This is a genomic window from Hyphomonas adhaerens MHS-3 (assembly GCF_000685235.1).
In the GTDB taxonomy this organism is placed as follows: Bacteria; Pseudomonadota; Alphaproteobacteria; order Caulobacterales; family Hyphomonadaceae; genus Hyphomonas; species Hyphomonas adhaerens.
This window is the reverse complement of the sequence record NZ_ARYH01000005.1, coordinates 40,322-65,944: the sequence shown is the minus strand read 5'-3', so window position 1 is coordinate 65,944 and position 25,623 is coordinate 40,322. Positions and strand designations below refer to the sequence as shown.

22 protein-coding genes are annotated in these 25,623 nt (G+C 58.5%); 11 read left to right on the top strand and 11 right to left on the bottom strand.

Translation table 11 applies throughout. The features are described 5' to 3' along the window. Positions 1–15: 15 nt before the first annotated feature. On the top strand, positions 16–792 hold the full coding sequence (locus HAD_RS17525; RefSeq protein ID WP_051596463.1) for an HAD-IIA family hydrolase: 777 nt from the start codon (positions 16–18) through the stop codon (positions 790–792). Here HAD_RS17525 and HAD_RS17520 read toward each other — a convergent pair. Then, positions 789–1,691, bottom strand: a complete 903-nt coding sequence (locus tag HAD_RS17520; RefSeq protein ID WP_035574123.1) for a MurR/RpiR family transcriptional regulator — start codon at positions 1,689–1,691, stop codon at positions 789–791. The genes HAD_RS17525 and HAD_RS17520 overlap by 4 nt on opposite strands. A gap of 165 nt (positions 1,692–1,856) precedes the next feature. Here HAD_RS17520 and HAD_RS17515 point away from each other — a divergent pair, with 165 nt between their 5' ends. The 3 genes from HAD_RS17515 to phnE are packed head-to-tail and all read left to right on the top strand — an operon-like array spanning position 1,857 to position 4,624. Continuing rightward, positions 1,857–2,777, top strand: coding sequence for a phosphate/phosphite/phosphonate ABC transporter substrate-binding protein (locus tag HAD_RS17515; protein WP_035574121.1), 921 nt, complete (start codon positions 1,857–1,859; stop codon positions 2,775–2,777). A gap of 22 nt (positions 2,778–2,799) precedes the next feature. Next, complete coding sequence (locus tag HAD_RS17510; RefSeq protein WP_084332052.1) at positions 2,800–3,603, top strand: phosphonate ABC transporter ATP-binding protein; 804 nt, start codon at positions 2,800–2,802, stop codon at positions 3,601–3,603. A gap of 1 nt (position 3,604) precedes the next feature. After that, a complete protein-coding gene (gene phnE, locus HAD_RS17505; RefSeq protein WP_084332051.1) occupies positions 3,605–4,624 on the top strand; it encodes a phosphonate ABC transporter, permease protein PhnE in 1,020 nt (339 codons plus the stop codon). A gap of 41 nt (positions 4,625–4,665) precedes the next feature. Here the strand turns inward: phnE and HAD_RS17500 are convergent, their stop codons facing one another. The 4 genes from HAD_RS17500 to HAD_RS17485 all read right to left on the bottom strand — a co-directional run bounded on the left by HAD_RS17500 (position 4,666) and on the right by HAD_RS17485 (position 9,034). Further along, positions 4,666–6,369 (bottom strand): class I adenylate-forming enzyme family protein, encoded by a 1,704-nt coding sequence (locus HAD_RS17500; RefSeq protein ID WP_035574120.1) that lies wholly within the window; start codon positions 6,367–6,369, stop codon positions 4,666–4,668. 125 nt (positions 6,370–6,494) lie between these two features. Then, positions 6,495–6,989 (bottom strand): RidA family protein, encoded by a 495-nt coding sequence (locus HAD_RS17495; RefSeq protein ID WP_035574118.1) that lies wholly within the window; start codon positions 6,987–6,989, stop codon positions 6,495–6,497. Between the two features lie 21 nt (positions 6,990–7,010). Further along, a complete protein-coding gene (locus HAD_RS17490) occupies positions 7,011–7,463 on the bottom strand; it encodes a c-type cytochrome (protein WP_051596462.1) in 453 nt (150 codons plus the stop codon). Further along, a complete protein-coding gene (locus HAD_RS17485; RefSeq protein WP_035574185.1) occupies positions 7,460–9,034 on the bottom strand; it encodes a flavin monoamine oxidase family protein in 1,575 nt (524 codons plus the stop codon). Before HAD_RS17485 ends, HAD_RS17490 begins: the two co-directional genes overlap by 4 nt. A 461-nt stretch (positions 9,035–9,495) precedes the next feature. Between HAD_RS17485 and ahpC the strand changes: the two genes are divergently transcribed. Both ahpC and ahpF read left to right on the top strand, forming a co-directional pair. After that, positions 9,496–10,059, top strand: coding sequence for an alkyl hydroperoxide reductase subunit C (ahpC, locus tag HAD_RS17480; RefSeq protein ID WP_035574116.1), 564 nt, complete (start codon positions 9,496–9,498; stop codon positions 10,057–10,059). Positions 10,060–10,183: 124 nt separating this feature from the next. After that, entirely contained in the window at positions 10,184–11,767 is a 1,584-nt protein-coding gene (ahpF, locus tag HAD_RS17475; protein WP_035574112.1) for an alkyl hydroperoxide reductase subunit F, read from the top strand. 6 nt (positions 11,768–11,773) lie between these two features. Here the strand turns inward: ahpF and HAD_RS17470 are convergent, their stop codons facing one another. The 4 genes from HAD_RS17470 to HAD_RS17455 form a co-directional block, all read right to left on the bottom strand. Further along, positions 11,774–12,235 carry a nuclear transport factor 2 family protein gene (locus tag HAD_RS17470; protein WP_035574101.1) on the bottom strand — a complete coding sequence of 154 codons (462 nt, stop codon included), beginning with the start codon at positions 12,233–12,235 and terminating at the stop codon, positions 11,774–11,776. Between the two features lie 76 nt (positions 12,236–12,311). Next, positions 12,312–12,797, bottom strand: a complete 486-nt coding sequence (locus HAD_RS17465) for a YHS domain-containing (seleno)protein (protein ID WP_035574183.1) — start codon at positions 12,795–12,797, stop codon at positions 12,312–12,314. A 342-nt stretch (positions 12,798–13,139) separates the two neighbouring features. Next, a complete protein-coding gene (locus HAD_RS17460) occupies positions 13,140–13,949 on the bottom strand; it encodes an isochorismatase family protein (protein WP_084332060.1) in 810 nt (269 codons plus the stop codon). A 354-nt stretch (positions 13,950–14,303) separates the two neighbouring features. After that, on the bottom strand, positions 14,304–15,449 hold the full coding sequence (locus HAD_RS17455; protein ID WP_035574100.1) for an FAD-dependent oxidoreductase: 1,146 nt from the start codon (positions 15,447–15,449) through the stop codon (positions 14,304–14,306). A 347-nt stretch (positions 15,450–15,796) separates the two neighbouring features. Between HAD_RS17455 and HAD_RS18280 the strand changes: the two genes are divergently transcribed. The 4 genes from HAD_RS18280 to HAD_RS17435 all read left to right on the top strand — a co-directional run bounded on the left by HAD_RS18280 (position 15,797) and on the right by HAD_RS17435 (position 21,070). Continuing rightward, positions 15,797–16,450, top strand: a complete 654-nt coding sequence (locus HAD_RS18280; RefSeq protein ID WP_051596461.1) for an ANTAR domain-containing response regulator — start codon at positions 15,797–15,799, stop codon at positions 16,448–16,450. A gap of 416 nt (positions 16,451–16,866) precedes the next feature. Next, entirely contained in the window at positions 16,867–19,446 is a 2,580-nt protein-coding gene (locus HAD_RS17445; protein WP_051596460.1) for a TonB-dependent receptor plug domain-containing protein, read from the top strand. A 128-nt stretch (positions 19,447–19,574) separates the two neighbouring features. Next, positions 19,575–19,880 (top strand): hypothetical protein, encoded by a 306-nt coding sequence (locus HAD_RS17440; protein WP_035574096.1) that lies wholly within the window; start codon positions 19,575–19,577, stop codon positions 19,878–19,880. 20 nt (positions 19,881–19,900) lie between these two features. Further along, positions 19,901–21,070, top strand: coding sequence for a pyridoxal phosphate-dependent aminotransferase (locus HAD_RS17435; protein ID WP_035574093.1), 1,170 nt, complete (start codon positions 19,901–19,903; stop codon positions 21,068–21,070). Positions 21,071–21,182: 112 nt separating this feature from the next. Here the strand turns inward: HAD_RS17435 and HAD_RS17430 are convergent, their stop codons facing one another. Continuing rightward, on the bottom strand, positions 21,183–22,310 hold the full coding sequence (locus tag HAD_RS17430; protein ID WP_051596459.1) for a DUF2817 domain-containing protein: 1,128 nt from the start codon (positions 22,308–22,310) through the stop codon (positions 21,183–21,185). Between the two features lie 39 nt (positions 22,311–22,349). Next, a complete protein-coding gene (locus tag HAD_RS17425) occupies positions 22,350–24,752 on the bottom strand; it encodes a TonB-dependent receptor (RefSeq protein ID WP_084332050.1) in 2,403 nt (800 codons plus the stop codon). A gap of 156 nt (positions 24,753–24,908) precedes the next feature. Here HAD_RS17425 and HAD_RS18275 point away from each other — a divergent pair, with 156 nt between their 5' ends. After that, positions 24,909–25,622: a TetR/AcrR family transcriptional regulator gene (locus HAD_RS18275; protein ID WP_051596457.1), complete on the top strand. Its 714-nt coding sequence runs from the start codon at positions 24,909–24,911 to the stop codon at positions 25,620–25,622. The last annotated feature ends 1 nt before the right edge of the window (position 25,623 follow it).

The window sequence follows — 25,623 nt, the reverse complement described above, 5'->3', positions numbered from 1 at the left end:
TCTGGAGTAAGATACATGGCGCATGGCTTTTTGCCCGCCTCGTCGGCCGAGATTACGAGTGCAATGCAAGTGGCGAGAGGCTTCCTTGTGGACTGGGATGGCTGCTGCGCCATCGACAATCAGCTGACCGAGGCGGCAGCTGCTTTCCTGACGGCGCATCACGCCCGCACGGTGATCGTGTCGAACAATTCCTCCAACACCGTAGATGATTTTCTAGAAATTCTTTCTCGGAGCGGGATTGTCATGCGGCGGGAACAGGTCGTGCTTGCGGGTGTCGAGGCTATCGATCGGGCGGCAATGGCCGGACAGGTCGACGTGATGGTTCTTGCGCATCCACGTATGCGGGCTGTCGCGCGGAATACCGGCATCCGCCTGAATCGGGACGAGGCTGAAATCGTTGTCCTGCTGCGGGATACGCGCTTTAGCTATAGCCGCCTGGAGAGAGCGGCGAATGCGCTTCGGAAAGGCGCGCGCCTGATCGTTGCCAATCCGGACCTGACTCACCCCGGCGCCGAGGGCCGGATCAAGCCGGAAACCGGTGCGCTTCTCTCCGCACTCGGGTCATGCGTAAACCTTGATGCGGTTGATATGGAGGTTGTCGGCAAGCCAAAGCCTGGCCTCTATCTCAAGGCGTGCCGGGCGCTCGATCTTGCGCCGGAAGAGGTCGTCATGTTGGGGGACAATCCTGCGACAGACCTGGCCGGTGCCCAGGCATTGGGAATGCATTCCTTGTTGGTCCGCGCGGATGAGCCGGGTGTCCTGGAGGCCCTGGCGCGGGATTTCAGCTTCTAGAAACGTTTGAGAGACAAAACATCAAATGTTTTCTTCAGTGTATCGGTGGCGCGGTCATAGTCGGCGAGCGCAAGCGCGGCGATCAACGCGTCGAGGACGCAAAGCTGCGCGATACGGCTGGTCATGGCCTCGGTCCGGAACTTGGTTTCGCGGGCCATCGTGAACAGTTTCACATCGGCATAGGCCTGGAGAGGCGAGCTGGAAAAGTTTGTGACGATAATCGTCTTCGCGCCAGCCTCTTTGGCGAGGCGGGTTGCCGCCAGCGTTTCGTGTGTCGCCCCCGAGTGAGAAATGGTCAGTACCGCCACTTTCGGACCTGTGCGTGAGGCGCTGATTGCCTGAATATGACTATCGACAACGACCTTGGCGTCAATCCCGATCCGTAGCATGCGGTATTGCGCATCTTCCGCTATCGGGGCGGAGGATCCGATGCCGTAGATTTCGACACGGTCCGCGGCGCGGATGATTTTGACGGCTTCGTCGACGGCGTCCGCATCCAGAATGGAGAGCGTGTCGCGCAGGGCCTGAATGCCGGCATGGAAGGTTTTCCGGCAAACGGTTGGGGTCGTGTCGGTCGGCTGCAGGTCTTCATGAATGAACTGGACGGGCTGGACGACTTCCTGGGCGAGGCTGAGCTTCAGTTGCTGGAAACCGGACAGATCCAGCTGGCGGCAAAGGTTGATGACGCTGCCATCGCTCGCGCCTGTGGCCTCGGCGAGTTCGGTAACGGACATTCCGACCACCTGGCGCGGGTTCTCCAGAATGTAGTCGGCAATCGAGCGCGTGCTGGGGCCCAGCGAAGGGTGGCGAATCCGGATGCGGGTCATGACATTGTCCACGATCGGAACGTCGCCGCGCTTTTTGGTTGCGCTTTTGCGTTTGGGCTTGCTCTCAGACATTGAATGCTTCCTAAGCTAGGTTTCACACTAATTGAATTAAGTTCAAGAAACGTCAAGAACCCACGCGCTCCGTTATACCAATGTCACAAGCTGCTGGTATCGACAGCGTTGAGTTTTGTTGCGGCGCACAAGGTGGTGCTGCCCGGCTGTGGAGAAGGGTCCGACATGCGTCTGGTAGTGCTCCTGGTTGTCCTGGCCGGCTTGTGCCTTACCGGCCTTCCGGCAAAAGCCGAGCGTAGCGGCACAGCTGCCAGCCCGCTCCGTGTGCTGTTGATACCTGCTGACGGCGGCACGGAGGATGGCACCAAGGCGGATTTCGTTCCCCTGTTTAACGCCATTACCCGCACCAGCGGCATTCATTTCGATGTCCAGACCGGGCAAAGCTATGCCGCGGTCATCGAGGGGATGTGCGCTGGTCAGGCGGAGATTGCCTGGCTTGGGCCGGTGTCATATGTCGAGGCGCACCGGCGTGGTTGTGCCGACCTGCTCGCGATTGAGGAGCGGGACGGAAGTTCGACTTACTATGCTGGCATCTTCGTGTCTCAGGCGTCCGGCATCGATACGCCGGATGAATTGAGCGGCAAGTCCATCGCGCTCGGATCTCAGCACTCGGCCAGCAGCTTTTCCTATCCGCTGGCGATGTTGTCAAAGGCCGGTATCGATCCGCTCCGCGATCTTGGCGCGATCCGGATTACGGGCAGCCATGCGAACAGCCTGCTGGCTTTGCAGAATGGTCTGGTTGATGCGGCCGGGGCATCTTTCATTTCGTTTGAGCGGGCAGTGAATCAAGGCGGCTTGAACGCATCCGAGTTCCGATTGTTGATCAAATCGGATCCCATTCCGAACCCGCCCATCGCGATGCACCCAGGGCTGCCGGAGTCAGTGAAGGAATTGCTGAAGTCGTCCCTTGGTAACGTTCATCGCACACCCGGCATTCGCCCGGAATCGATCCGTGGCTATGGCGGCAAACAGGTGGACCGCTACAATACGGACGCTACCGACGCGTTGTTCGAAGCGATGGCCGGTACAATCGGCTTTATCGATACAGACTACCAAACGGCCGTCTTACGTAAGTCTGGTTCCTGACCCGAAGGTGGAGCAGACCGAGATGACCAGCACGCCTTCTCATTCGCAAGCACCTGATGCGGTGCTGACAGTCGACGCTGCACGCAAAGCCTATCCGGCCGGGCCGACTGTTCTTGACGGTGTATCGCTCAGGATTGAGCCGGGCAGCTTCTGCGTTCTGCTCGGGGCTTCGGGGTCGGGGAAGACGACACTGCTACGTTCAATTATCGGGCTGGTTCCTTTGGACGCAGGAACGATCGACATAAGTGGCACAATTCTCACGCCAAAATCGATACGCCGTTCGCGTCGCGAAATCGGCATGGTGCATCAGGATTTCGGCCTGTCTTCACGTCTGACAGCCGCACAGAACGTCATGGCTGGTACGGCGCCCGGCCTGCCGGTCTGGCGTTTGCTGTTTCAGGCATATCCGAAGGATGTTCAGGACAAGGCATGCGAGCTGCTCTCGCGGGTCGGTCTTGAAGAAGGACATGTGAACCGTCCTGCCAGTGGCCTCTCCGGCGGACAGAAGCAGCGAGTCGGAATCGCGCGTGCGCTGATTAATGGACCGAAGCTGATCCTGGCAGACGAACCGGTCGCCAGTCTGGACCCCCAGACTGCACAGGAGGTGATGGATCTTCTTCGTCGCACCGCGAAAGAACAAGGTGTCGCGGTGCTTTGCTCATTGCACCAGATCAGCCTCTCGCGCACCTATGCGGATCGCATCATCGGATTGCGCAAGGGGAAGATCGTATTTGACGGGACACCCGGCCAACTCGGCCCGGATGTGCTCGCCCGCATCTTCGGCACCGGACGTGAAACCTTCGCGCCGTCCATGGCGGTCGCCTGACATGTCGGAGTCCGCATCAACCCGGCCCTCGGGTGCCGCTCACTGGCAGGTGAAGCCCGCCTTTGACTGGAAGACTGTCCTTGCTGTCGTCGTTGCCTTTTTGCTTCTGTCTGTTTCTGCCCACCGCATGGAACTGCACAGACTGTCCAGCCAGCTGGGGGAGTTCCTGCAGGCAAGTGTCGGCCTGAAGGAGTCCTCTCAGATCGGTCGCGGCATCGGAAGCGTGACCCAGCAAATGTATCCGATCGCAATCGCTGAGCGGACGCCTGTCTCGATGATAGACGGCTTCGACCCGGCGCACTTGCCAATGTTCTCACATCTCGAAACGGAACGGGTGGACGAGTCCGTGCTGGATCCTGAAACCATGCAGATGACCACAAAGACGGTGGAAAAAACCTTCCTTGTTGAGCCTGTGGGCTACCTGGTCTTCACCCTCGGAAAGATGCTGGAAACGGTAGAGATGGCCATCTGGGCCAGCCTGTTTGCTGTATTGATGAGCCTGCCGATGGCATGGATTGCCGCGCGGAACTTTACGCCGCATCCGGCTTTGTACGCATTGGCCCGCAGCTTTATTTCCTTCCTGCGTGCCGTGCCTGAATTGATCAGTGCGCTATTCCTGGTGCTGGCCTTCGGGTTTGGGGCGATCGCGGGCATCCTGGCATTGGCGCTGCACAGCGTCGGCTTTCTGGCCAAGTTCTTTGCCGAGGAAATCGAGGCGGCTGACAAGGTGCCTCAGGACGCCGTGCGGGCGACCGGAGCGGGGGACTTCGCCGTTCTTCGCCTGGCTGTGCTGCCTCAGGTGTTGCCGAGCTATACGGCGCTGACGTTTTATATCCTGGACCGTAATATCCGTATGGGTACGGTGATTGGTCTGGTCGGGGCAGGCGGCATCGGACAGGAGCTGAAGGGCCGGTACGACATGTTCCAGTATGATCATGTCGCGACGATCCTGTTGATCATCTTCCTGTCGGTCTTGGCGCTGGATGCGTTGGCTGCGAAATTGCGGCGCAAGTTGATCTAGGGCGGCGAAGCCTTCGCCGCCCTAGGGTCATGGTGCCGGGACTAATGGCCCGCGCTCTGGAGTTCTGCGCTGAGGCGGTCACGCAGGTCACGTTTGACGAATTTGCCGCTGGCATTGCGGGGTAGGGCATCCGCGAGAAACCAGACGTAACGGGGCACTTTGTGTTTCGCCATGATGCTGGCGCAGTGTTCGCGGAACTCGTCTGCGGTCAGTTTCTCGCCCGGCTTCAACACAATGGCGATACCGACTTCTTCACCCAGCCTGTCATCCGGTACGCCGAAGACGCTGCACTCGGCGATGGCGGGGTGGCGGTAGGCGACCGATTCGACTTCGGCGCAGTAGACATTTTCCCCACCCCGCAGGACCATGTCCTTCTTGCGGTCGACGATAAAGATGAAGCCATCCTTGTCGATACGCGCAATATCGCCGGTGTGGAGCCAGCCATCCGTGATCGATTCAGCCGTAGCTTCCGGCCGATTGATATAGCCCTTGATGACGGAAGACCCTTTGACCCAGAGTTCACCGAGTTCGCCGGGTGCGACCGTGTCGCCAAGCTCATCCACACATTTGACTTCAAAGTTCGGCATGGCCGGGCCGGCACTGTCCGGCTTGTCGACGAAGAAGTCAGCGGACACGGACGTGATGATCCCGCATGTCTCCGTCATGCCGTACCCGGTGGCGGGGCGGGCTGTTGAGATAGCCGATTCGATCTTGTGGACGAGGTCGGGTGGCACCTGAGCGCCGCCGCCCGACAGTTGCGCGAGGCTCGATGTGTCCGTCTTTTCGAAATCGGGATGGTTGATCAGCTCCCTTGCCATGACCGGCACGCCGCCCAGGCTGCTGACTTTTTCGCGTTCGATGATCTTGAGTGCTTCGCCTGCGTCCCAACGATACATCAGAACGATGGCGCCGCCGGCCGCGGTGGTGGCGTACGCACCGCAATTGTTGGCGGTTACGTGGAAAAGAGGCGTTGTCAGCAAGGACACAGGCGGCGGTGGATCTTCCGGAGGAGCGACACCCGTCGCGTTCTGTGTGGCGAGCGCTGTGGATGCCGATGCGTACATCATGTTCATGAGATTGGCGACGCAACCCCGCTGAGTGAGCTGTGCGCCCTTGGGGAAGCCGGTCGTGCCAGATGTATAGAAGATGCAGGCATCGGAGTCCGGGTCGACCGTGACGTCCGGCATGTCACCGCCATGAGCGATGACTTCGCTCCAGGGCGTCACGTTGGCCGGCAGGTCAGGGATTCTGACACCAACCATTTTCATCGAACCGGTGAGATCCGGCCGGTCCCGGACCCGTTCGAGCCGTTCGGCATCGAGGAACAGGGCTTTGGGTTCGGAGTCTTTCAGCGCGTAGACCATTTCCTCGGCGGTCCACCAGGCGTTCATGCCGACGACTGTGATCCCGACAGACGTACAGGCCCAATAGATGAGGAGCCATTCCGGGTAATTGCGCATCGCGATGGCGACCCGGTCGCCCGGCTGGACGCCCTGGTCAAATAGCCAGGCGGCGATTGCGTTTACCTGTTCATGAGCTTCGGCGTAGGTGAGGCGTTCGCCCTCATAGATCAGATAGGTCCGGTCTGCGAATTGCTTGGTGGACGCCCAGAATTCACGAATGCTTGGCGGGGCATTCTTGTACACGCGAAGCTTTTTGCCGAGCACTTCGGCTTCAACGATCTCGAAGTCACCGCCTGGTCCGGTCAGTTCTTCGCGCGCTTTCAGAAGTTCTGCGTAGTGCATGTTTCTCCCCAATTTTATTTTTGGGGATCATACATGCCTTCACGTTCAAGGAAATGACTTGCGTAGGGGCAAGCAGCCGCACGGAAGGCATGTTCCGGCGCTTGCAGGCGCCGGAATGCAAAGGCTCAATCGCGGACGGCGACGGCCTCGATTTCGATCAGCCAGCCCGGATTGGCAAGACCAGCGACCTCGAACACCGAACGGGTCGGCAGGTTGGGCTGCTCTTCGGTGCCGAAATATTTTACATAGCCTTCCATGAAGCCGCCGAAATCGAGCGAGTCTTCACCCGGTGCCGCGACAATGTAGACCTGCATCTTGATGACGTCGCTCATGGTCAGGCCAAGGCCTTCGAGGCGGGTTTCAATCGCGGCCAGCGTTGTTTCGGTCTGGGTTGTGATGTCGCCATAGGCTGCAGGTGTTCTCGGTTCGGCTGTCTCATCCGTAACGGCAGGGCCAGCCCCACTCAGATAAACCAATGTCGCATCGGCCGGGACTTCGACAGCCAGAAGGATCGGAAAGTCCGATCCGGGAATCTTGTGGCGGATGACTTCGCTGTCGGCTGCGCCGCAGGCGCCGAGTGCGATGGCGGCGATAGAAAGAAGAGGGGCGGTCAGGCGCATGGTTTTGACTCCGTAATCTGATTATTGGGGCCGGCTGAGTTCGACCTGTTCGGCCGTTGCGGCCGGTTCGAATGAGTTTCCGCCCAGTCCGGACTGCAAGTAGTTGACGACTGCCGCCACTTGCTCATCCGACAGCGTGTGGGCGAAGGATGGCATCGCTTTGTAACCGTTCAGGACGATAAAGACAGCATAATCGGGATACTCAAGCTTTTCGTTTCCGGCGAGGGCGGGGTACATGCCGCCACCGACGGCGCCTTCGCCTTCCGGCATGTGGCAGCCGGCGCAGAGCGTTGAATAAATCTCTTGTCCGCTTGTCACGGTCACGCCAGGGCCATCGAAGATTTTTTCTTCCAGAGGCGTCGGCTCGAAGGTCGTAATTTCCGGAATGCCATCATCGGCGTGCATGGTCAGCGCTGTGGCCACAAACGCTGTGGCAGTCAGGACGGTTCGGGTGGTGCGGGTTTGAAATCTCATCCGTTGATCACCTTGTCATGCAGGCGGCCAATCGCGTCGAGGGAAGACTCGATGGCGCCTTCCATCCAGGCTCCGAGATAGGAGACATGCTCGCCCGCGCAGACAACGCGATTGTCGATCTTCACTGCGTTTGCGTAATGGGTTTCCTTGTTCCGCCATATACCGAAACATCCCAGCACCCAGGGAACCTTGTGCCAGACGACGCTGACACCGGTCTTGTACTCTTCCAGGTATTGCGGGTGAATGTGAGACCCGAATTCAAGGGCCCATTTGATACGCTCTTCCGGCTGCATGGCATTGAACTCAAACGCTTGTGCGTCGTCCCATGTATAGCCGCCAAGCAAGACAGCCGGGCCTTTGGTGAACAGGCCGCCGGAGGGGTAGGAGATCATTTCGATGGGTAGGTCAGTGTAGCTGATCCCGCCGTAGATCCTGTCGTCCTCTTCCCAGAACCGCCGCTTGAATTCCAGGCCCCACTTCGCAGAACCGCGATAGTAGACATCGTTGACCGCCGCCGTCAGTTCCGGCGAGAGATCGTGATCCATCTGGCCAAGGATGGAGAAGGGGACGGTGCAGACGCACCAGTCGGCTTCCGTTGTACGCTTTTCGCCCGTACGGGTGTCCTCATAGGCAACCTGGACGCCATTATCGTCCTGCTGCAGGGAAACCACTTTGGAATTGTAGCGTATGAGATCGCCAACTTCGCGGGCAAACGCCTGTGCAATCATGTCCATGCCGCCGACGGGCTGGAACATCGGCATCTGGTGATCCAGCAGGTCGGCATCTGCAAGACGGTTCCACATCCCGGATTTCAGGATCTCAGAAAGACTGATCGGATCGGATGCGGATGGTGCACCACCGAAGCCGGCACCGGGTGGTTTGCCGAATCCGCGATACCGGCTGGTCAGGTCTCCGGCCTTGTAGGAGTTGGTGTCGTCCAGGGCGCCGGTTGCCCGGAGGGATTCGATCAGGGCTTCGCGGTCATCCGGCGTGAGCATGTCGTCCAACCGGTTCTGGTCGACGGCCTTGGCAAGCAGTTCTGATGTCTGGCCGCGATAGTCCGTTGCGATGTGCTTGAAGCGCTGAGGCTTGCCGCCGAAGGCTTTGCTGTTGTGGAGGTAGGCGTTGTGGTTCTGCTGGATGAACGGTTCCAACTGGACGCCGAGACGCTGGCAATAGTCCAGCACACCATAATGGTCATACGGAATGCGCCATGGGCCGGGATTGATGTAGTTGTCACCTTCGAAGGCGACCTGTTGGGTGGCGCCCCCCATCTCGGTGTAGGTGTCGCCGCCGCGCAATGTCCAACAGCGGCCCCCCGCTTTTTCCCGGTATTCCAGGACTTCGACCGTGTAGCCAGCTGATCTGAGTTCCAGTGCGGCGACCATGCCCGCAAGACCGGCGCCGAGGACGAGGACTTTCGCGCCTTTCGGGTCTCCGTCGAGTTTGATTGGCCCCTTGTAGGACGAAGGCTGGACGTGATGAATCGCCTTCATCGCGGAGTAAAGCGCGGCGCTGCCAGCTGTCGCGCCAATCATCGCCAATGCGTACCGCCTGGTCGCTCCCTCCATCATACCCTCCTCTTTATGTATCGGTGGTAGGCCTCGCAGTGGCGAGGTAAAGGGAAATCTGGTCCAGATCGCCGCTTTGGATGCCGGGGACCAAAATTCGATCATCAAGTCATCGCACGCCATGGGGGTGGCATGACAATCGTGCAGATCTGGCCAGCGAGCGGGATGTGCCATGGCGTCGATTCGGTGATGGCGGCGTGGGGTGGCGCGCTGTTGGCCCGCAATTATTCCAGAAAATGCAGGAGATTGTGGAATGTCTGCACGCGCTCGCGGCTCTGCCCTTGTTTCCCAATTTAGAATAATTATAGAAAAGGAAGTAGGGCGAAGGAAACGTCAATCGCGGGACTCAAAAGCGCAATAATCAAAGACAAGCGCGCGATTTGTCCCACCATATTTTATTGGCAAGCCACATCGGACAGGTATTGGATTTGTCCCGGCAAGCAACAACAGACGGAGCCACAATGTCCCTGATCAATACTGAAATTAAGCCCTTCAAGGCCGAAGCATTCAAACAAGGCAAGTTCGAGTCAGTCAGCGAAGCCGATGTGAAAGGCAAATGGGCGATCTTCTTCTTCTATCCGGCAGACTTCACGTTCGTCTGTCCGACCGAACTGGAAGACCTGCAGTCCGAATACGCTGCGCTGCAGAGCATGGGCGTTGAAGTCTTTGCCGTGTCGACCGATACGCACTTCAGCCACAAGGCGTGGCACGAGACGTCGCCGGCCATCGGCAAGATCGAATACTACATGCTCGGCGATCCGACGGGCGCAATCACCCGCAACTTTGACAATATGCGCGAGGACATGGGCCTGGCTGACCGGGGCACGTTCGTTGTCGATCCGGACGGTGTGATCCAGGTGATCGAAGTGACTTGCGAAGGCGTCGGCCGCAATGCGGCTGAACTGGTCCGCAAGGTGAAAGCGGCACAATATGTCCGCGCAAACCCAGGCCAGGTCTGCCCGGCAAAATGGGAAGAGGGTGAAGAGACCCTCGCTCCGTCGCTGGAACTGGTCGGCAAGATCTGATTCTCGGCAATATAGGTGCCCGGCTGGCTGCGACGATCGCAGTCGGCCGGTGCACATCTTCCCTTACCCCGCAGGAATACGCGCTGTCTGACGGTGCGAACGCGATCTTCGCAGGAGACGACTCATGTTGGATGCCAACCTGAAAACCCAGCTCAAGGCCTATATGGAAAAAATCCGCCGCCCGGTCGAACTCGTGGCGGCCCTGGATGATTCCAAAGGCGGCCGGGAACTCGAAGAGCTGCTGGGCGAAATTTCCGAACTCTCCGACAAGGTCAGCTGGTCGCGCGGAAACGATGCGCGCACACCCTCCTTTGCGATCACAACTCCCGAGGCCGATATCAGCCTGCGCTTTGCTGGCCTGCCGCTCGGGCATGAATTCACGTCTCTCGTCCTCGCGCTTCTCCAGGTCGGCGGACATCCGCCGAAAGTGGCGCCTGAGGTGATCGAGCAAATCAAATCGCTCGACGGGACGTTCGAGTTCGAAACTTATTTCTCCCTGTCCTGCCAGAACTGTCCGGACGTTGTTCAGGCCCTGAACATGATGGCGGTGCTGAACCCGAACATACGGCACACCGCGATTGATGGTGCCTTGTTCCAGAGCGAAGTCGATGAACGCCAGGTGATGGCCGTGCCGACGGTTTACCTCAATGGAGAGGTCTTCGGATCCGGACGCATGGAAGTCGAACAGATCCTCGCGAAGCTGGATACCGGCGCGCAGGAAAAAATGGCGGCGAAGATTTCGGAGAAAGAGCCTTTTGACGTGCTGGTCATCGGTGGCGGCCCGGCGGGGGTTGCAGGCGCGATCTATGCGGCGCGCAAAGGTATCCGCACCGGTATCGCTGCCGAAAGGCTGGGCGGACAGGTGCTGGACACGATGGGTATCGAAAACCTGATCTCTGTACCGTACACAGAAGGTCCCAAGCTTGCGACCGCAATGGAAACGCACATCAAGGAATACGACATTGATGTGATGAACCTCCAGACCGCCGCGAAACTGGTCCCGGCCAAAGAAGAAGGCGGCCTTCACGAAGTCGTCCTGGAGAATGGTGCGGGTCTGAAGACCCGTAGCCTGATCCTCGCCCCCGGTGCCCGCTGGCGTCAGATGGGCGTGCCGGGCGAAGAGGAATACCGGAACAAGGGCGTGGCTTACTGTCCGCATTGCGATGGGCCGCTGTTCAAGGGCAAGCGCGTTGCCGTGATCGGCGGGGGGAATTCGGGTGTCGAAGCGGCGATCGATCTCGCTGGCCTTGTCGCTCATGTCACGCTGATTGAGTTTGATACCCAGCTTCGTGCCGATGCGGTGCTTCAGAACAAGCTTCGCAGCTTGTCCAATGTCGACATCATCACGTCTGCCATGACCACTGAAGTGCTTGGCGATGGTGCCAAAGTAAAGGGCCTGACCTACAAGAACCGGAACACGGATGACGTGCACGAAGTTGCGCTGGAAGGCATCTTCGTTCAGATCGGACTCGTGCCGAACACCGAATGGCTGCGTGGCAGCATTGAACTGACCGAGCGTGGTGAGATCGTGACCGATATGCGGGGCCAGACTTCGCTTCCGGGTGTGTTTGCGGCCGGTGATGCCACGACGACCCCCTACAAGCAGATCGTGATTTCGATGGGCGAAGGGGCCAAGGCGGCCCTCTCCGCATTCGATTACCTTATCCGTCTGGCGCCGGCCGAAACGCCGGTCCTGGAAGAGGCCTGAGACTGATCAGAGGCCGAGGTCGCTGAGGCCCGGATGATCGTCCGGGCGTCGGCCCTGGGACCAATGAAACAGGCGGTCTGTTTCGCGGATCTGAAGGTTGTTGATGCTGGCATAGCGGTTCTGCATCAGGCCCTGGGCATCGAATACCCAGTTCTCGTTGCCGTAGGCACGGTGCCATTGGCCGTTTGCGTCGTGGAACTCATAGGCGTAGCGGACGGCGATGCGGTTGTCTGTGAATGCGAACAATTCCTTGATCAACCGGTAGGCCTGCTCTTTTTGCCACTTTTCCGTCAGGAACCGGACGATTTCGGCGCGGCCGGTAATGAATGTGTCGCGGTTCCGCCACGCACTGTCTTCGGTGTAGGCGAGAGAAACCTTTTCGGGGTTGCGGCTGTTCCAGCCGTCTTCGGCCAGGCGGACCTTTCCGATGGCAGTTTCATTCGTAAAGGGCGGGAGGGGCGGTCTCATTTCGATTGTCTCTCGTTGATCAGGAAAGAAGGCGTGGGCGGCCGAATTCGTTTCCGGCCGCCCGGCTACAGGAGACCTAGAGGTCGCCCACAGCCTTGTGCTCGATGCGTGGCCAGGTGCGTTCAGCTTTGGCCAGGATGCGCTTGGAGTCCTTCTTGTACTTTTTGAAGATCTCTTCGTTCACGAACAGATACAGCTTGCCGTCGACGATGTCGGCATACCGCGGATCTCCGTCAAACTTCTTGCCAAGTGCGACGGCGTAAGCGCAGAAGCCGCCATACTGAGGCGCGTATTTTGCCGGGTCGGCTTTGAATGTCTTGGCCGAGTCAGCGGACGCAAAGTAGTAGGCAACGCCGTCTTCAACGACCGTGTACTCTGCATTGCCTTCAGAGACAGCATTCAGCGTTGTCAGCGCGACAGCATCGACGCCATGCAGGCCAAGCGGCGCGCCGGCGGTCGTGATGCCGGTCGAAACATTGTGTTCGTCTTCAGCGGCGGCCGGCAGGGCCGTTGCGATGGCAACAGCCATTACCATGGCGGAGAGTGTGATTGTACGGGACATTTCGATTTCCTTTATGGGAGGTTGGAGCCACAGGCTCGGTTGGGAGGGCTCCTGCCGGACGGGGGCGGTGGCCGGCAGGAGTTGAACGTCTGGGACGTCTTGGGCTTTGAGTTCCAGACGGACATGGAAGATCAGGGTGCAGACAACGGGAGCCGGTCTGAAATCTGCCTCGAGGGGCGGGAGGAGTTCTTGTTCGGGCATGTCATCGGTCCTGAGTTCGATTGGGAGGCGGGCATGCTTCTCGGGCGGCCCGGAAGGGCCCGGCTGGCGGGGGAGAGAGGGGGAAGCCGCCAGCCGGGCTGCAGGTCATCCACGCTGGGTGAGGCGTGGATGGGGAGGGACCTATTTGCCGTGAGCGGCCTTGATCGCTTTCACCGTGTTATCGGTGTTGTCGACCGCACTGGCGATCATCCGGAAATTGGTAAGCGACGCGTCGTAGCCGTTGTAGAGCGGGGTGATGGCGCCTGCAGTGGCATCGGTGACAACCATCACTTCGAAGCCCTGTTCGATCAGCTCACGCATGTGGGATTCGGTGCAGAGGTTTGACGACATGCCACCCAGGATCACCTTCGAGATGCCGGCCTTGCGAAGCTGGAGGACGAGGTCGTTGGTTTCGGGGCCGTAGACCTTGTGCGGGCTGGTAACGACCGTCTTGCCGTTGTTGATGTAGGGCTTGTACCGCTCCAGCCAGTCGGCGCCGGACCCTTCGAACCCTTCCAGGGTCAGGGAATGCGGGCGGTCGAACATGCCGATGCTGTGCATCAGAGTTTCGAGCGTGCCTTCGAATTCCCATTTGTGGTCGTGCTCGAAATAGAAGTGCGGCGACACGAACACGGGCATGCCGGTTTGGTCGGCAACTTTGAAGAGGGCTTCCAGGTTTTCCACGGTGCCGTTCTCGGTGATGCTCTGGCCGACAACGCCCCAGGTGACGCCGTCCGGTGAAAGGAAGTCGTTTTGCGGGTCGGTGATGACAATTGCGGTTGTTGCCGGATCGATTTTGAAGCCCGGCATCGGCAGGCCATCATTTACAGGCGGCATTGTCGCGGTAGCGGCACGGGCCGTCTCGGCGGTGGCGTTCTGCTGGGCGACAAGCAGTCCGGCGAGACCGGCCGACGCCAGGGCAAGTTTCAGGGGGAAGCGCGAAATAGACATGTGGGTCTCCTTGAGAATCATTTGAGTGTCCGCCGCTGTTCCAGTGGGGTGAGGGTGGCACCGGGGCGGTGCTGCCTTGATCCTTCGGACTTGAGCTGTGTTCTGACTACGCGTCGGCGCGTTGGCGGTATTGACGGCGGACGACACAGTTTTGACCGGTCGCGTCAAAGCGTCCGGATACGAGCCGGAGCAGTCACGCCAGACGATGCGCGTGGCGGTATCGGATCCCTGAAGGAGGCAGTCGTCGCAGTGGCTATTGCCCCGCAGGCGAGTCTGCCCGCACGGGCAGGGGATGGATCTTCAGTGGGAAGATCCAGTCACGTCGCTGCGTTCAATTGAGAATGGGGGGCTGGATCAGTTCAGCTTGGAGGCCAGGTAGGCATGGCCATCGACCATTCGCCTGATTTCGTCCGCTCTCGGCTCCAGGCTCCAGTCGCCTTTATCGACTGATCCGCCCAGGAGAATCCCCGTCTTCCTGGGGAACGAATAAAGCAGGCCATAGTCATCGGTAGATCCGGCATAGCCATAGTCAATGTCGTTCTGAGGCAGCAAGAAGCTCAGCTGGCCGCGTGCCGGAATGATGCTTTCGTCTCCGAACACCTTGCCGGATCCGAGCCCCATGCAATTGACGATGCTGGATTCACCCAGCGTCTCAAGGTCGCCTTCGGTCTCGAATGTCATTTCCTTCATGCGGCCGCCAGCTGCGAGAAAGTCATTCACCAGCGCACGCAGGTATATGTCGGGATCGATCATCAGCGTGTAGTAGCCGTCATAGTAAGGGAAGCCGAACGGCCCGCCGGCCTGGTTGCGCTTGAGGCCGGGATAAAGCGTGTCGCCCCCCACATAAGGACGAAGTGTGCTCATGGGGCGGTCGCTCAGCGAATACTGGCGGATCCAGTAAACGCCGTATTTCGGGTCGTTTGCGAAACGGATGAACCGGTTGAAAGCGATGCGAGAGGCCAGGTCGAGCATGGCCAGGGTTTCCTGAGATACCTGATCATTTTCGAACAGGGTTACCGGGTGCCACATCGCGCCAGCGACATTGGATGTCGTGTAGGGCGGGAAATCCTTGGCGTAGATCGTCACCTGCATTCCGGCACGCTGGAGAAGAATTGCGGTTGAGAGGCCGATTGCACCCGATCCCAGCACGGCCACCTTGTCCGCATGGGTCTCCTTGGTGAGGGTTGCTGCCAGTTCGGCGACACCCCATGACAGCGATACCCCGCCGCCGCCGTGTCCATAATTGTGCACAACATGCTTGGACCCGACTTTGACGGCTTCGAGCCGGGGGCCGGGTTTGCGAAACGGGCGAAGCCCGACAATCGTGCGGGTAACGCGGCTCATGGAGGATTTGATGGGCCGCATCGGCGCGCCAATCGATTGCACCAGCGCGTCACCGGTCGTTGGAGCAGGTGCAAATCCCGTGGCTGTCGTCGTGCAGCCAGTGAGGGCGGCGACGCCCAGGCCAGTGCCGGTTGCCAGAAAATCTCTACGTTTCATGGTTTCCTCGATGCGAATGCGTTCCCGGACGCGACTGTTGAAGGCCCGAATGGACCGGTCAAGGCGAGAGCGGCACGGCCTCGGCTCCCCGAACGGTCTGCCTGCCGATACGGCGTTTTTGGCGGCGTGGCGTCGAATGCGCCCGGAATTTGGACGGCCTGCGCCTCTGGGTAGACGGGTTTGCGGACGCTTCCTGCCGGGTATTTGGTCAATCGCGGAACAGGAATGATCAGATGCAGGCAAACTGATGCGGCATCTACGATTCGACTGTTTGGACTCGGCACGGTTGTCCGCAAAATTCAAACAGCTTCAACGGTTTGAACGTTTTGTGGAGAGTTCCGAACGACATGGCTGCTGAGAATACCCGCTGTACGGTGTTGCTGTCAGAGGAAAAGCAATCCGAAAGCGCGTCCGAAACGACGAGCTGGGATCGCCAGATTCTGATTCTCGCCAGCGATCGTGTTCGGGCGGGGCGCATTGCGGGTGCGTTGGGCGACCAGCCTCATCAAACGGAAATCACCGGACATGCAGACTGGCAAGCGCGGCGTCTCAAGCTGATTGGCGCGAGCGCAATCATTCTTGCGTCACCAGAGGTGGATCTGGATCTGCTGACGGAATTGCTCGCCATGCGCCGCTTCAGGTCGGTGCCGATTCTTGTGTTCGTTGACCAAGGGTCCCGGGAGGAGATGAGCCGCGCGCTGAAACTTGGCGTCAGTGCCTTCATCGTGGACGGTCTGGAGCCGGATCGCATTCCGGCGATCCTGAACGTGGCAGAAGAACGCCATTCATTGACGCTGGCGCTAAGAGACGAATTGCAAAAATCGCGGGAAGACCTCGCTGCACGCAAGACGATTGAGCGGGCAAAAGGCTTGCTGATGACCAAGAGCGGCCTTTCGGAGCAGGACGTCTATGATTCCATGCGCCGCATGGCGATGACTCAGGGAAAGCCGATGCGGGAAATTGCTGAAAACGTTCTCGCGATCTTCGCAATTTTTCCATAAAGCCCCACAACTCATGTCACCTGGATGGCACCTGCTGAGTGCTGAGACTTTGTGCGTTGTTTGGTGTGCAGTGCACAAAAGCGTGACGGGTTAACGATTCCGCATCATCGGCGACATGTTTCGAATTGGCTCCAGCGACGACCCGGGACAGCTTGTTACAGACGTCAGCAGGGACTGAATGCCAAAGGCGGCATTTTGAGCAACCTGTTGATGGATGTGGCTCAACGGCGGGCCGATTCAACACCTCAGAAATATCAGTGCCTTGGGCGTTCGGTCCAATGGGGGAAGCTGGTGTGTGCTCGACAACAGGGGGCAGACGGAACTTTTTGAAGAGTGATGGTTCCGCTGCGGAAAGGGAATACAAAGTGCGATTTAGTTCTTTCTTGAAATGTGCTGTGTCATCAGCGGTCGTAGGTATGGTGGTCACCGGGGGGGTGGCTTACGCAGAACCAGATGATGAGCCAGCAGCCGACGAAACTTCCGTACAGGAAAAAGTCATCATCACCGGTATGCGGGGCAAATCCCGTTCTGTGATGGATTCGCCTGTCCCGGTAGACGTTCTGAGCTCGGATGAAATCTCCGACGTGCCGTTTACGGATGCCAACGACATCATCAAGACGCTGGTTCCGTCTTACTCACTGGCGCGTCAGCCGATTTCCGATGGTGGTACGTTCATTCGTCCGGCAACGCTGCGCGGCATGCCGACTGACAAGACGCTGGTTCTTGTGAATTCCAAGCGCCGCCACCGCGCCGCTCTGGTTCAGATCGGCGGATCCGGTACCCAGGGTCCGGATATTGCAACCATTCCGGCGATCGCACTGAAAAGTGTTGAAGTCCTGCGCGATGGTGCTGCGGCGCAGTACGGTTCGGACGCCATTGCCGGCGTCATCAACTTCATCCTGAAGGACTCTCCGGAAGGCGGTGCGTTCAGCGCCGACTTCGGCCAGTACTATGAAGGCGACGGTTTCAATACGACCCTGGCTGGCAATTTCGGCCTCGGTCTCGGCGACAATGGGTTCGTCAACGTGTCTGCTGAGTACTCGAAGGCTGATGCGACGCAGCGAGGTGAGCAGTATTGTGAAAGCTGGGTTTGTGTTGACGTGAACAGCCCTGACTTCAATCCAGGCAATACGTCCATCGACGGTTATGATCTGGATTCCTTCATCGCCGGTCTCGATAGCGCTGACTATTCCGGATCTGGTGTGGTTCAGCCCTGGGGGCAGCCGAACGCCAAAGCTTTCCGGAGTTTCGTGAACGCCGGCTACACGATTGGCGATGTTGAGTTGTACGGTTTCGGCAACTATTCGAACTCCGAAGCGGACGGCGGCTTCTTCTATCGCTATCCAGGCAACGGCACGATCGAAAACATTCGCCTTGAGGACGGTTCGCTCTGGTCCTCGCTCAATCTGTTCCCGGGCGGCTTTACCCCGCGCTTCTTCGGCAACGTGATCGACTACTCTGGTGTTGTCGGTGCGCGTGGCGAATGGGACAACGGCATCAGCTATGACTTCAGCGGACGTCTCGGTCACAACGAGATCAAGTACACGCTGAAGAACACGGTCAACCCGTCGCTGGGCGACATGTCGCCAATCAGCTTCCACCCGGGTGATCTGATCAACGAAGAAATGCAGCTTCAGGCAGACTTCTCGAAAGAGTTCGAGACCGGTCTGGCCAGCCCGCTGCTCTTCGCTTTCGGTGCCAGCTATATGGATGAATCCTATGAGCTGGTTGGTGGTAACTTCGAGTCCTACACCGATGGGCCGTACGCGCTTCCGGACCCATATGGCTTTTGTGCCGCTGGTGTGCCGACAGCAGCCGGTGCAGCGGTTATCGCCAATGGCTCCACATTGGACTGCGCCGACGATGACGACCCGGTGTATCAGGCGCTTGGCGTCGGTTCGAACGGTTTCCCGGGCTACTCACCGGAATTCTCCGGCGAATACACCCGTGATTCATACGCCATCTACGGTGATCTGAGTGCTGACGTAACGGATGCCCTGTTCCTGCAAGGCGCCCTGCGCTTCGAAGACTACTCGGACTTCGACTCCGAGCTGGTCTGGAAAGTGGCTGGCCGTTATGAGTTCGCGCCGAACTTTGCGGTCCGTGGTTCTGTCGGTACGGGCTTCCGGGCCCCGACACCGGGTCAGCAAGGCACGACCAATGTGTCGACCCGCCTCCCGAACGGCTTCCCGGTTGCAACCGGTCTGTTCCCGGCAGGTGGTCCGGTTGCGGGCGCGCTTGGCGCAGAACCGCTCAAGCCTGAGAAATCCACCAACTATACGTTGGGCTTCACGTCGTCCTATGATGCCTTCTCGCTGACGGTCGACTTCTACCAGATCGACCTGGAAGATCGCGTCTATGCCATCTCGACCCTGGACGTTTCGACGGATGCTTCTGGTGACGCAGATGCCTATCAAAACTACCTGAACCTGTTGAATGCAGGTGTTGTCGGTGCTGAATCGATTGGTGGTGTGTTCTACTTCACCAACGCCTTCGATACGAGCACGAAGGGTGTGGATGTTGTCGGTACCTACTCCAAGGACTGGGCGAATGGTTCCTCGACCAAGTTCACGGCTTCTGTGAACTATAACGAGACCGAGTTCGACAGCGATGTCGGTTCTCTGCTCAACGACGAAGACCAGTATGACTTCATCAACTACGATCCAAAAGTACGTGGTGTCTTCTCGGTCAGCCACCAAACAGGTCCGTTCGGCTTCCTGGCCCGTGCCAACTACTACGGTGAGTCCACAAACTCTGACGGCTCGAATGCGCCGCTGCGTTATCAGGACTATGGTGCGAAGGTTCAGGTTGACCTTGAGGGATCCTTCCAGGCTTCGGAAGCCGTGAAGATCTCCATCGGTGCCCGTAACGCCTTTGACCAATATCCGGATAAAGCGGAACTCGGCGACAGCTGCTGTGGCCGTATCTACCGCTCCGGTGACGTCATCGACTGGCAGGGTGGCTACTACTACGTCAAACTGATGGCCAATTTCTGATCGAATATAGAGCTCGCCTGCCCCTTTTGGGGGCAGGCGATGATCTGTGAGGAGGGATATGGCTATCCCTCCTTGCTCCATTGGGAAAAGGCGGTTCAACAAGCCTTGAACAGGAAACTCAGAGAAGTATGTCAGGCAACGAAGTGGACTACCTGTACGTCGCCGAGATGATCGGAAGCTTGACGATGATGGCAGGTTTGGCTGCAGGGTATGTCAACTTGATTGCCGTCGTGGCCATTGTGGCAATGCCGCTTCTGATTGCTTCACTGGGCGCCAAAGCTGCTCACAGTCTCACCGCCATCCCCCCGGAAGCGCGTCCTGGGCTCCTGTCTCTTCGCAACATCCGCAATTGTCCTGTACACTGCTTCGACAGGATGACGCTGCTGTTCGCATTCCCGCGAAGCTCAAAAGATTCAGTTTCTTCTCAACTCTAAGGCAACAGGTAAATCAGAATATGGCTTACGATATTTCCAGACGTTTTCTTCTGGCTGGCGCGACCGGTATCGGTGTCGCGGGCGCAACGGCCTGCGCATCGGGCGCATCCGCGATCGCTGAAACCACGGAGGCAGCTTTCCCGCCTGAGAAGGTTGCTGTTGAGAACCCTTACCTCCTCGGTCCGCCGGAAGGTGTCGCGCTTCTTTCCCGGAACGAGAATCCCTATGGTCCGGCGCCGTCCGCTCTCAAGATGATCGAATATGCGGGCTCCAAGGGCGCATATTATGCGTCTCAGGTTGCTGTGAAACAATTGCTCGAAATGATCGCCGAGAAGAACGGTGTGGCGCCTGAGCAAATTGCCCTGACGACAGGCTCGGGCGAGGCCTTGTCTGCTATCGCAATGATCTACGGTCCGAATGGCCCGATTGTTGCGCCGCGGCTTTTCTGGGATACGACCGCGCTTTATGCCGCGCGTCTCGGCATGGCTACGATTGACCGTGTGCCGCTGACCGAAGGCATGGAAATCGATCTGCCAGCCATCGAGGCGAAAGTCACCGAAGGCACCGGCCTTGTTCAGCTGTGTAATCCGAACAACCCGACCGGTCTCGTCTCCGACCCGGCCACGTTGAAGGCGGCCGTGAAGCGTATGGCTGCCAAGACAACGGTTCTCGTTGACGAAGCTTACATGGAACTTGCCGACGATCCGGCAGGGAACACCTGTATTCCTCTGATCAATGAAGGGCACAATGTCATCGTGTCCCGTACCTTCTCCAAGATCTATGGTATGGCCGGCATCCGCATGGGCTACACGATCTCTTCGCCGGAAACGGCCCAGAAGATCCAGGCAACCGCAATGTCCTGGTCGCCGTGCACCTCGTATGCTGCGGCCATCGGCTGCTACAATGATGAGAAGTTCCTCAACTTCTCCAAAGGCAAGGTTGTTGAAGCCCGCCAGATGATCACCACGACGCTGGACACGCTCGGCCTCGAATACCTGCCGTCGCAGACGAACTTCGTCTACTTCAAGTCGGGCAAGCCCGCCAATGACGTCCAGAAGGCTTTTGCGGAAAAGAAAATCTCTATCCGCGGACAATACATGGACTATGTCGATTGGTCCCGCGTCTCGACTGGCAAGATCGAAGACGTGGAACGCTTCTGCAAGGCACTGCCGGAAATCGTCGGCGCATGATCTCAGGCGCCCCGGATTCGGGGCGCCTCCACAATTTTCCGGAATGCCCGGGGAATAAAGAAGGGCGAGGCAGTCAGACTGCCTCGCCCTTTTTTCCGTTCTGTTTGGCGCCTTAACTGCGTCCCCAGCTTTCAAGCCCGGCGACTGCCTGATCATAGATTTTCTCTGACGCAAGGATGACATTGCGGCGCCACTCTGTGGCCTGAGGGTAGAAGCGTTCGATGAGGTCGGCCCGTACCGTATCCACAAGTGCCGGATCTGCACCGCCTGCGCGATGCATCAGCCAATTGTCCATCATCAGGGCCTGCAACATTTTTTCGACATCATAGGTGCCCCACTCGATCGTCAGGTTGACGACTTCGGCCGGATTGAATTTGCCAATCTCGTCGCGCATGCCTTCCAGCAGAAGTCCATTATAGAAAATGGAGACACCCTCGACGACATCATCGCAATGAATAGCGTGACCCGGCCACCAGTCGGATAGCAGGATGTGCGTGTCCGATCCCTTGCCTTCATCCAGAATGAAATGAGGCTGGCCATATTCTCCGATGCCGGTATGCCAGTCGATATGAAGGATCCGCTCGGCTCGGCTCAGATGTTTGCGCGCGATGGCAAACAGGGTCTTGCCTGACCAGCTGAGCGCCTGACCGCCAAAGCTGAGCCCCTCAGGAAAATCGAACTGGCCGGATGTGATACCGGTCAGTGCCGCGTTCATTCCCTTGTTAGCCGTCAGGGTGTGAAAGCCCTTCGCAAACTTGTCGAGCCCCGTTTCGTCGGGTGTGGCAGCGAGCAGGAGCTGGTGGATATCCAAATAGTCCGGGTTGGATGGTTGCGGCTGTGACCGGTCGGGGAAGTTCCGGTTGAGGTCGATACCGTCTTCGTTGATCCGGTGCGACCAGGCCCAGCCATAGGGGTTGATCGCGTGAATGAGCAGAACACTGATATCGTCCGGCAACTGGCCGGGGCCCTCCCTGTCGAGCCATCTCAGCATTGTGGCGGCCCCAGCGGCGGCTTCCAGTCCATGCGTTCCGCAGCTGAACACCAGAACCCTCGCGGCATCCTGCGGCCCATACCATGCCGCATCCATTGAGAGATCTTCGCCGGAGGGGGCTTTCAGGGAAGGGTGCACATGACGCTGAACTTCCAGGTCATGCCGCAGGCAGGCGTCCAGGAATTTCCTGCGGCCTTCTTCGTAGGAGTCAGAAAAATACCGGGAAAGGTCCGCGTCGACAGGGGGCATGCTGCGGATCCTTCCCGGTATGGAGGCAATACGGATGAACTAGAAGTTCACGACCAGTTCGGCACCATAGGTCCGCCCGATATTCGGGTGATTGACCAATGTGCCGAAGAAGTCGCGGAAATCGTCCACCAGACCGTCTTCATCGGTGAGGTTGCGGCCCCACAGATAAACTTCGTACCGGCCATCATTGCTCATCAGGCCGATGCGTCCATTCAGTTGTGTCATGGAGTCGATATATCCAAACGGCACCACCTGCGTGGAAGGCAGTGTTGCTGTCTTGATATTGTCGGCGGTGGTGAAGTAGCCATCCGAATACGTCATGTCGAGCCGCGTCAGGAGCGTCGAGTCGACCGAGGGAATGTCGCGCGTGTACACAGCGCCCAGTGAAGCGCTCCATTCCGGGGCGTTGTTCAGATCATTGCCGGAAACGTCTGCGCCGGCTGTGCCGCCGCCCGGAAACGAGTCGAAGGTCGCATCCAGATAACCGGCAGAGCCCTGCAGGGACAGGTTGTCTGTGGCCTGAAGGTTGAACTCACCTTCGAGACCTTGCGTGATCACCTTCGCCGCATTGGTGATGCGGATCGATGTGCGGCCTTGTCCGAGATCGACGAACTGGTTCACCTGATAGTCGGTATATTCGGAGTAGAAGGCAGCAAGGTTCAGCGTAAAGCGGCCATTCATGAAGGTGTTCTTCAGGCCGAGTTCGTAGGCATCCACTGTTTCCTTGCCGAATTCCAGACCGGAGTTCGCGGCCAGTTCATTCTCGTTGATGTAGTCGAGGTTGAAGCCCCCGCTCTTATAACCGGAGGAGTATTTGGCGTAGAGGTTGCTCTGATCGGTCACAGCGTAGCTGAGGCTGATGGCTGGTGACAGGAAACTGTCGCTACGGTCATTGATCAGCGGCGTCGGGGCCGTCGTGGTGTCACCGGGCGCTACATTGGTCGAGCCGATGGCGAAGACACCGGAGTTCCGGCCATCAAGCAGCCAGTTCACGCTCTTGTCTTCCGTGCTGTAGCGCACGCCGAAGCCGAGGGTCCAGCGTTCGTTGAAGTCGTAGGAGCCGTTGACGTACGCCGCAAAGCTTTCCGTTTCGACACTTCCGCTGTTCGTGACCTTCGAGCCGACCGGGCCGAAGCCGACCATCGAAGAGATGAAAGCAAGTTGTGCCGGCGTCAGGGTCGCCGGATCAAGATTGAGGAGAGGTGCCACTTGGGGCGCCACGACGGGCTGAATGAAGCCCTCAATAAAATCGTTTCCAAGGGTCACGTCGCGGACCGTGTCTGCGTCCTGCTTGTAGTAGTACAGGCCACCCATATAGGTGAAGGCGCTGTCAGACGGGGAGATCAGCTGGAACTCCTGGGTCGTCTGTTTGAACTCGTCGCCATAGTCGACATAGATGATGGAGATCGGCGCATAGTCGGTAGCGTTGGAGTAAGACGCGTCCGTATCGCGGTAGCCCGTGATCGATTTCACGGTGAACCCGTTCTGGAATTCATAGGTCATGTCCATCATCGCGCCGGACACATCGCGCTCTTCAGTCGGGTCGAAATCGAAGGCGACCTTGCGCGGTTCCGGAGCAAACGGTGTGACCATCACGCCATAAGGGTCGGTCAACGGCTCACCGACCAGAATTTTGTTGTCGGCAGAAAGACCGTCATAGGCGAGATTGATCTCGAACTGGTCGGACGGCGTAATGCGCAGCTGCGCGCGATAGGCCAGCACATCCTTGGTGTCGAGTTCGTTCCCCGTCGTGATGTTGTCGATATAGCCGTCGCGGTCAGTCTTGGAGATCGAAACCTTGGCAGCAACTTTCTCGGAGATTGGCACATTCAGCATGCCCTGGAATTCGCGGAGATTGTAGTTGCCGACATTCGCGCTGAGCTTGCCGAAGAAGCGGTCTTCCGGCTTTTTGGTGACAAGGCTGACGGCGCCGGCCACGGTGTTCTTGCCGAACAGCATGCCCTGCGGGCCACGAAGCACCTCGACGCGTTCCAGATCCAGCAGTTCCTGGTTCACAGCCGGTGACTGGCCCATATAGACGCCATCTACATAGACGCCGACGCGGCTGTCGAAACCGATATTGCGGGAGGCAGAGCCCACACCGCGGATCGTGATGACAGAGCGGAAGTCGTTGTGACCCGAGATCGACACGTTGGGGATGTAGCCGGAGATTTCCGACAGCTCGCGAACGCTTGTCTGCTCGATGCTGTCGTCTCCGAAGACGGACATCGCGATCGGCACTTCAGACAGTTTCTCGGTACGGCGTGTCGCGGTGACGACGATGCCCTCATAGACTTTGACTTCGTCTTCCTGACCGGCACTCGCCGTTTCAACCGTATCTGCGGTTTCGTCTCCGGTCTGTGTTTGTGCGGAGGCAGCGGCCCACGGCGCGGCCGCCAGAATCAGGCAGCTTGCGCCCATCAATAGCTTAGACGTCTTCATGTTGATCTTCCCTTTGAATTCGGATGTCAGCCTTGGGGTGACCCTGGCGCCTGCTTGCGCAGGCGCACGTCCCAAGCCTTGCCCGCGCAAGTTAATTGAATTAACATTATTGTGTCAACGCGTCATGATGGTGACGATGTGGGGAGGCGGTAGTGAATGGCAGATGTCCTGAAAACCTCTTCCGGACGGGTACGTAAAAAGACCGGATATCACCATGGCGACCTGCGGAATGCGATCATTGAAGCGGTTGCGAAGCTGATTGCGAAAAGCCACTCGCTGGACTTCCAGCTCAAGGAGGTCGGCAAGATGGTCGGCACTTCCGTCCCGGCGATCTACCGGCACTTCGAGAGCAAGCAGGACCTGCTGGTCGAGACCGCGATCGCCGGCTACGTGTTGCAGGAAAACTATCGTTCCTATGCGCTCGATCAGGCGGGCGACATGGTGCTCTCGCGCCTGTTGGCCGTGGGATACGCTTACGTCCATTTCGCGCGGTCGCATCCCGGCTACTTCCTGCTGATGAAGAGCATGGAAACCGAGGAAATCCTGTCGTCGGAGACCTACCAGGCGCAAAGGTACAAAACGATTCGGCTGATGGACGAGCTGGTGACCGAATGTTCCAGCGAGGGTTACTTCACCGATGTCGAAAAGGATCTGGTGCTCGCTGCCTTGCAGGCGGCCGCATTCGGAATCGCAAACCTCTATACTGCTGACCAGCTTCGCTATGTCGCCCCGGGCCTGATCGGGCAGGAGGACGTGGTCGCGCGGCTTTTCAAGATCAGCCTGCGCGCCGTTCTCAGTGAGGCGGGCAATCGCGCCGTTGAGACAGTGGCCGGCGATCCATTCCAAGACATTCCAAACAAACCTGAGTGAG

Bases quoted from the DNA above. Each gene is read 5' to 3' on its own strand.
- HAD_RS17485 (WP_035574185.1), bottom strand. From the start codon at position 9,034: ATGGAGGGAGCGACCAGGCGGTACGCATTGGCGATGATTGGCGCGACA.
- HAD_RS17430 (WP_051596459.1), bottom strand. From the start codon at position 22,310: ATGCCCCCTGTCGACGCGGACCTTTCCCGGTATTTTTCTGACTCCTAC.
- HAD_RS17440 (WP_035574096.1), top strand. From the start codon at position 19,575: ATGTCAGGCAACGAAGTGGACTACCTGTACGTCGCCGAGATGATCGGA.
- HAD_RS17470 (WP_035574101.1), bottom strand. From the start codon at position 12,235: ATGAGACCGCCCCTCCCGCCCTTTACGAATGAAACTGCCATCGGAAAG.
- HAD_RS17455 (WP_035574100.1), bottom strand. From the start codon at position 15,449: ATGAAACGTAGAGATTTTCTGGCAACCGGCACTGGCCTGGGCGTCGCC.
- ahpF (WP_035574112.1), top strand. From the start codon at position 10,184: ATGTTGGATGCCAACCTGAAAACCCAGCTCAAGGCCTATATGGAAAAA.
- HAD_RS17460 (WP_084332060.1), bottom strand. From the start codon at position 13,949: ATGTCTATTTCGCGCTTCCCCCTGAAACTTGCCCTGGCGTCGGCCGGT.
- HAD_RS17520 (WP_035574123.1), bottom strand. From the start codon at position 1,691: ATGTCTGAGAGCAAGCCCAAACGCAAAAGCGCAACCAAAAAGCGCGGC.
- HAD_RS17525 (WP_051596463.1), top strand. From the start codon at position 16: ATGGCGCATGGCTTTTTGCCCGCCTCGTCGGCCGAGATTACGAGTGCA.
- HAD_RS17465 (WP_035574183.1), bottom strand. From the start codon at position 12,797: ATGTCCCGTACAATCACACTCTCCGCCATGGTAATGGCTGTTGCCATC.
- ahpC (WP_035574116.1), top strand. From the start codon at position 9,496: ATGTCCCTGATCAATACTGAAATTAAGCCCTTCAAGGCCGAAGCATTC.
- HAD_RS17490 (WP_051596462.1), bottom strand. From the start codon at position 7,463: ATGAGATTTCAAACCCGCACCACCCGAACCGTCCTGACTGCCACAGCG.
- HAD_RS17515 (WP_035574121.1), top strand. From the start codon at position 1,857: ATGCGTCTGGTAGTGCTCCTGGTTGTCCTGGCCGGCTTGTGCCTTACC.
- phnE (WP_084332051.1), top strand. From the start codon at position 3,605: ATGTCGGAGTCCGCATCAACCCGGCCCTCGGGTGCCGCTCACTGGCAG.
- HAD_RS17510 (WP_084332052.1), top strand. From the start codon at position 2,800: ATGACCAGCACGCCTTCTCATTCGCAAGCACCTGATGCGGTGCTGACA.
- HAD_RS18280 (WP_051596461.1), top strand. From the start codon at position 15,797: ATGGCTGCTGAGAATACCCGCTGTACGGTGTTGCTGTCAGAGGAAAAG.
- HAD_RS17435 (WP_035574093.1), top strand. From the start codon at position 19,901: ATGGCTTACGATATTTCCAGACGTTTTCTTCTGGCTGGCGCGACCGGT.
- HAD_RS18275 (WP_051596457.1), top strand. From the start codon at position 24,909: ATGGCAGATGTCCTGAAAACCTCTTCCGGACGGGTACGTAAAAAGACC.
- HAD_RS17445 (WP_051596460.1), top strand. From the start codon at position 16,867: ATGGTGGTCACCGGGGGGGTGGCTTACGCAGAACCAGATGATGAGCCA.
- HAD_RS17425 (WP_084332050.1), bottom strand. From the start codon at position 24,752: ATGAAGACGTCTAAGCTATTGATGGGCGCAAGCTGCCTGATTCTGGCG.
- HAD_RS17495 (WP_035574118.1), bottom strand. From the start codon at position 6,989: ATGCGCCTGACCGCCCCTCTTCTTTCTATCGCCGCCATCGCACTCGGC.
- HAD_RS17500 (WP_035574120.1), bottom strand. From the start codon at position 6,369: ATGCACTACGCAGAACTTCTGAAAGCGCGCGAAGAACTGACCGGACCA.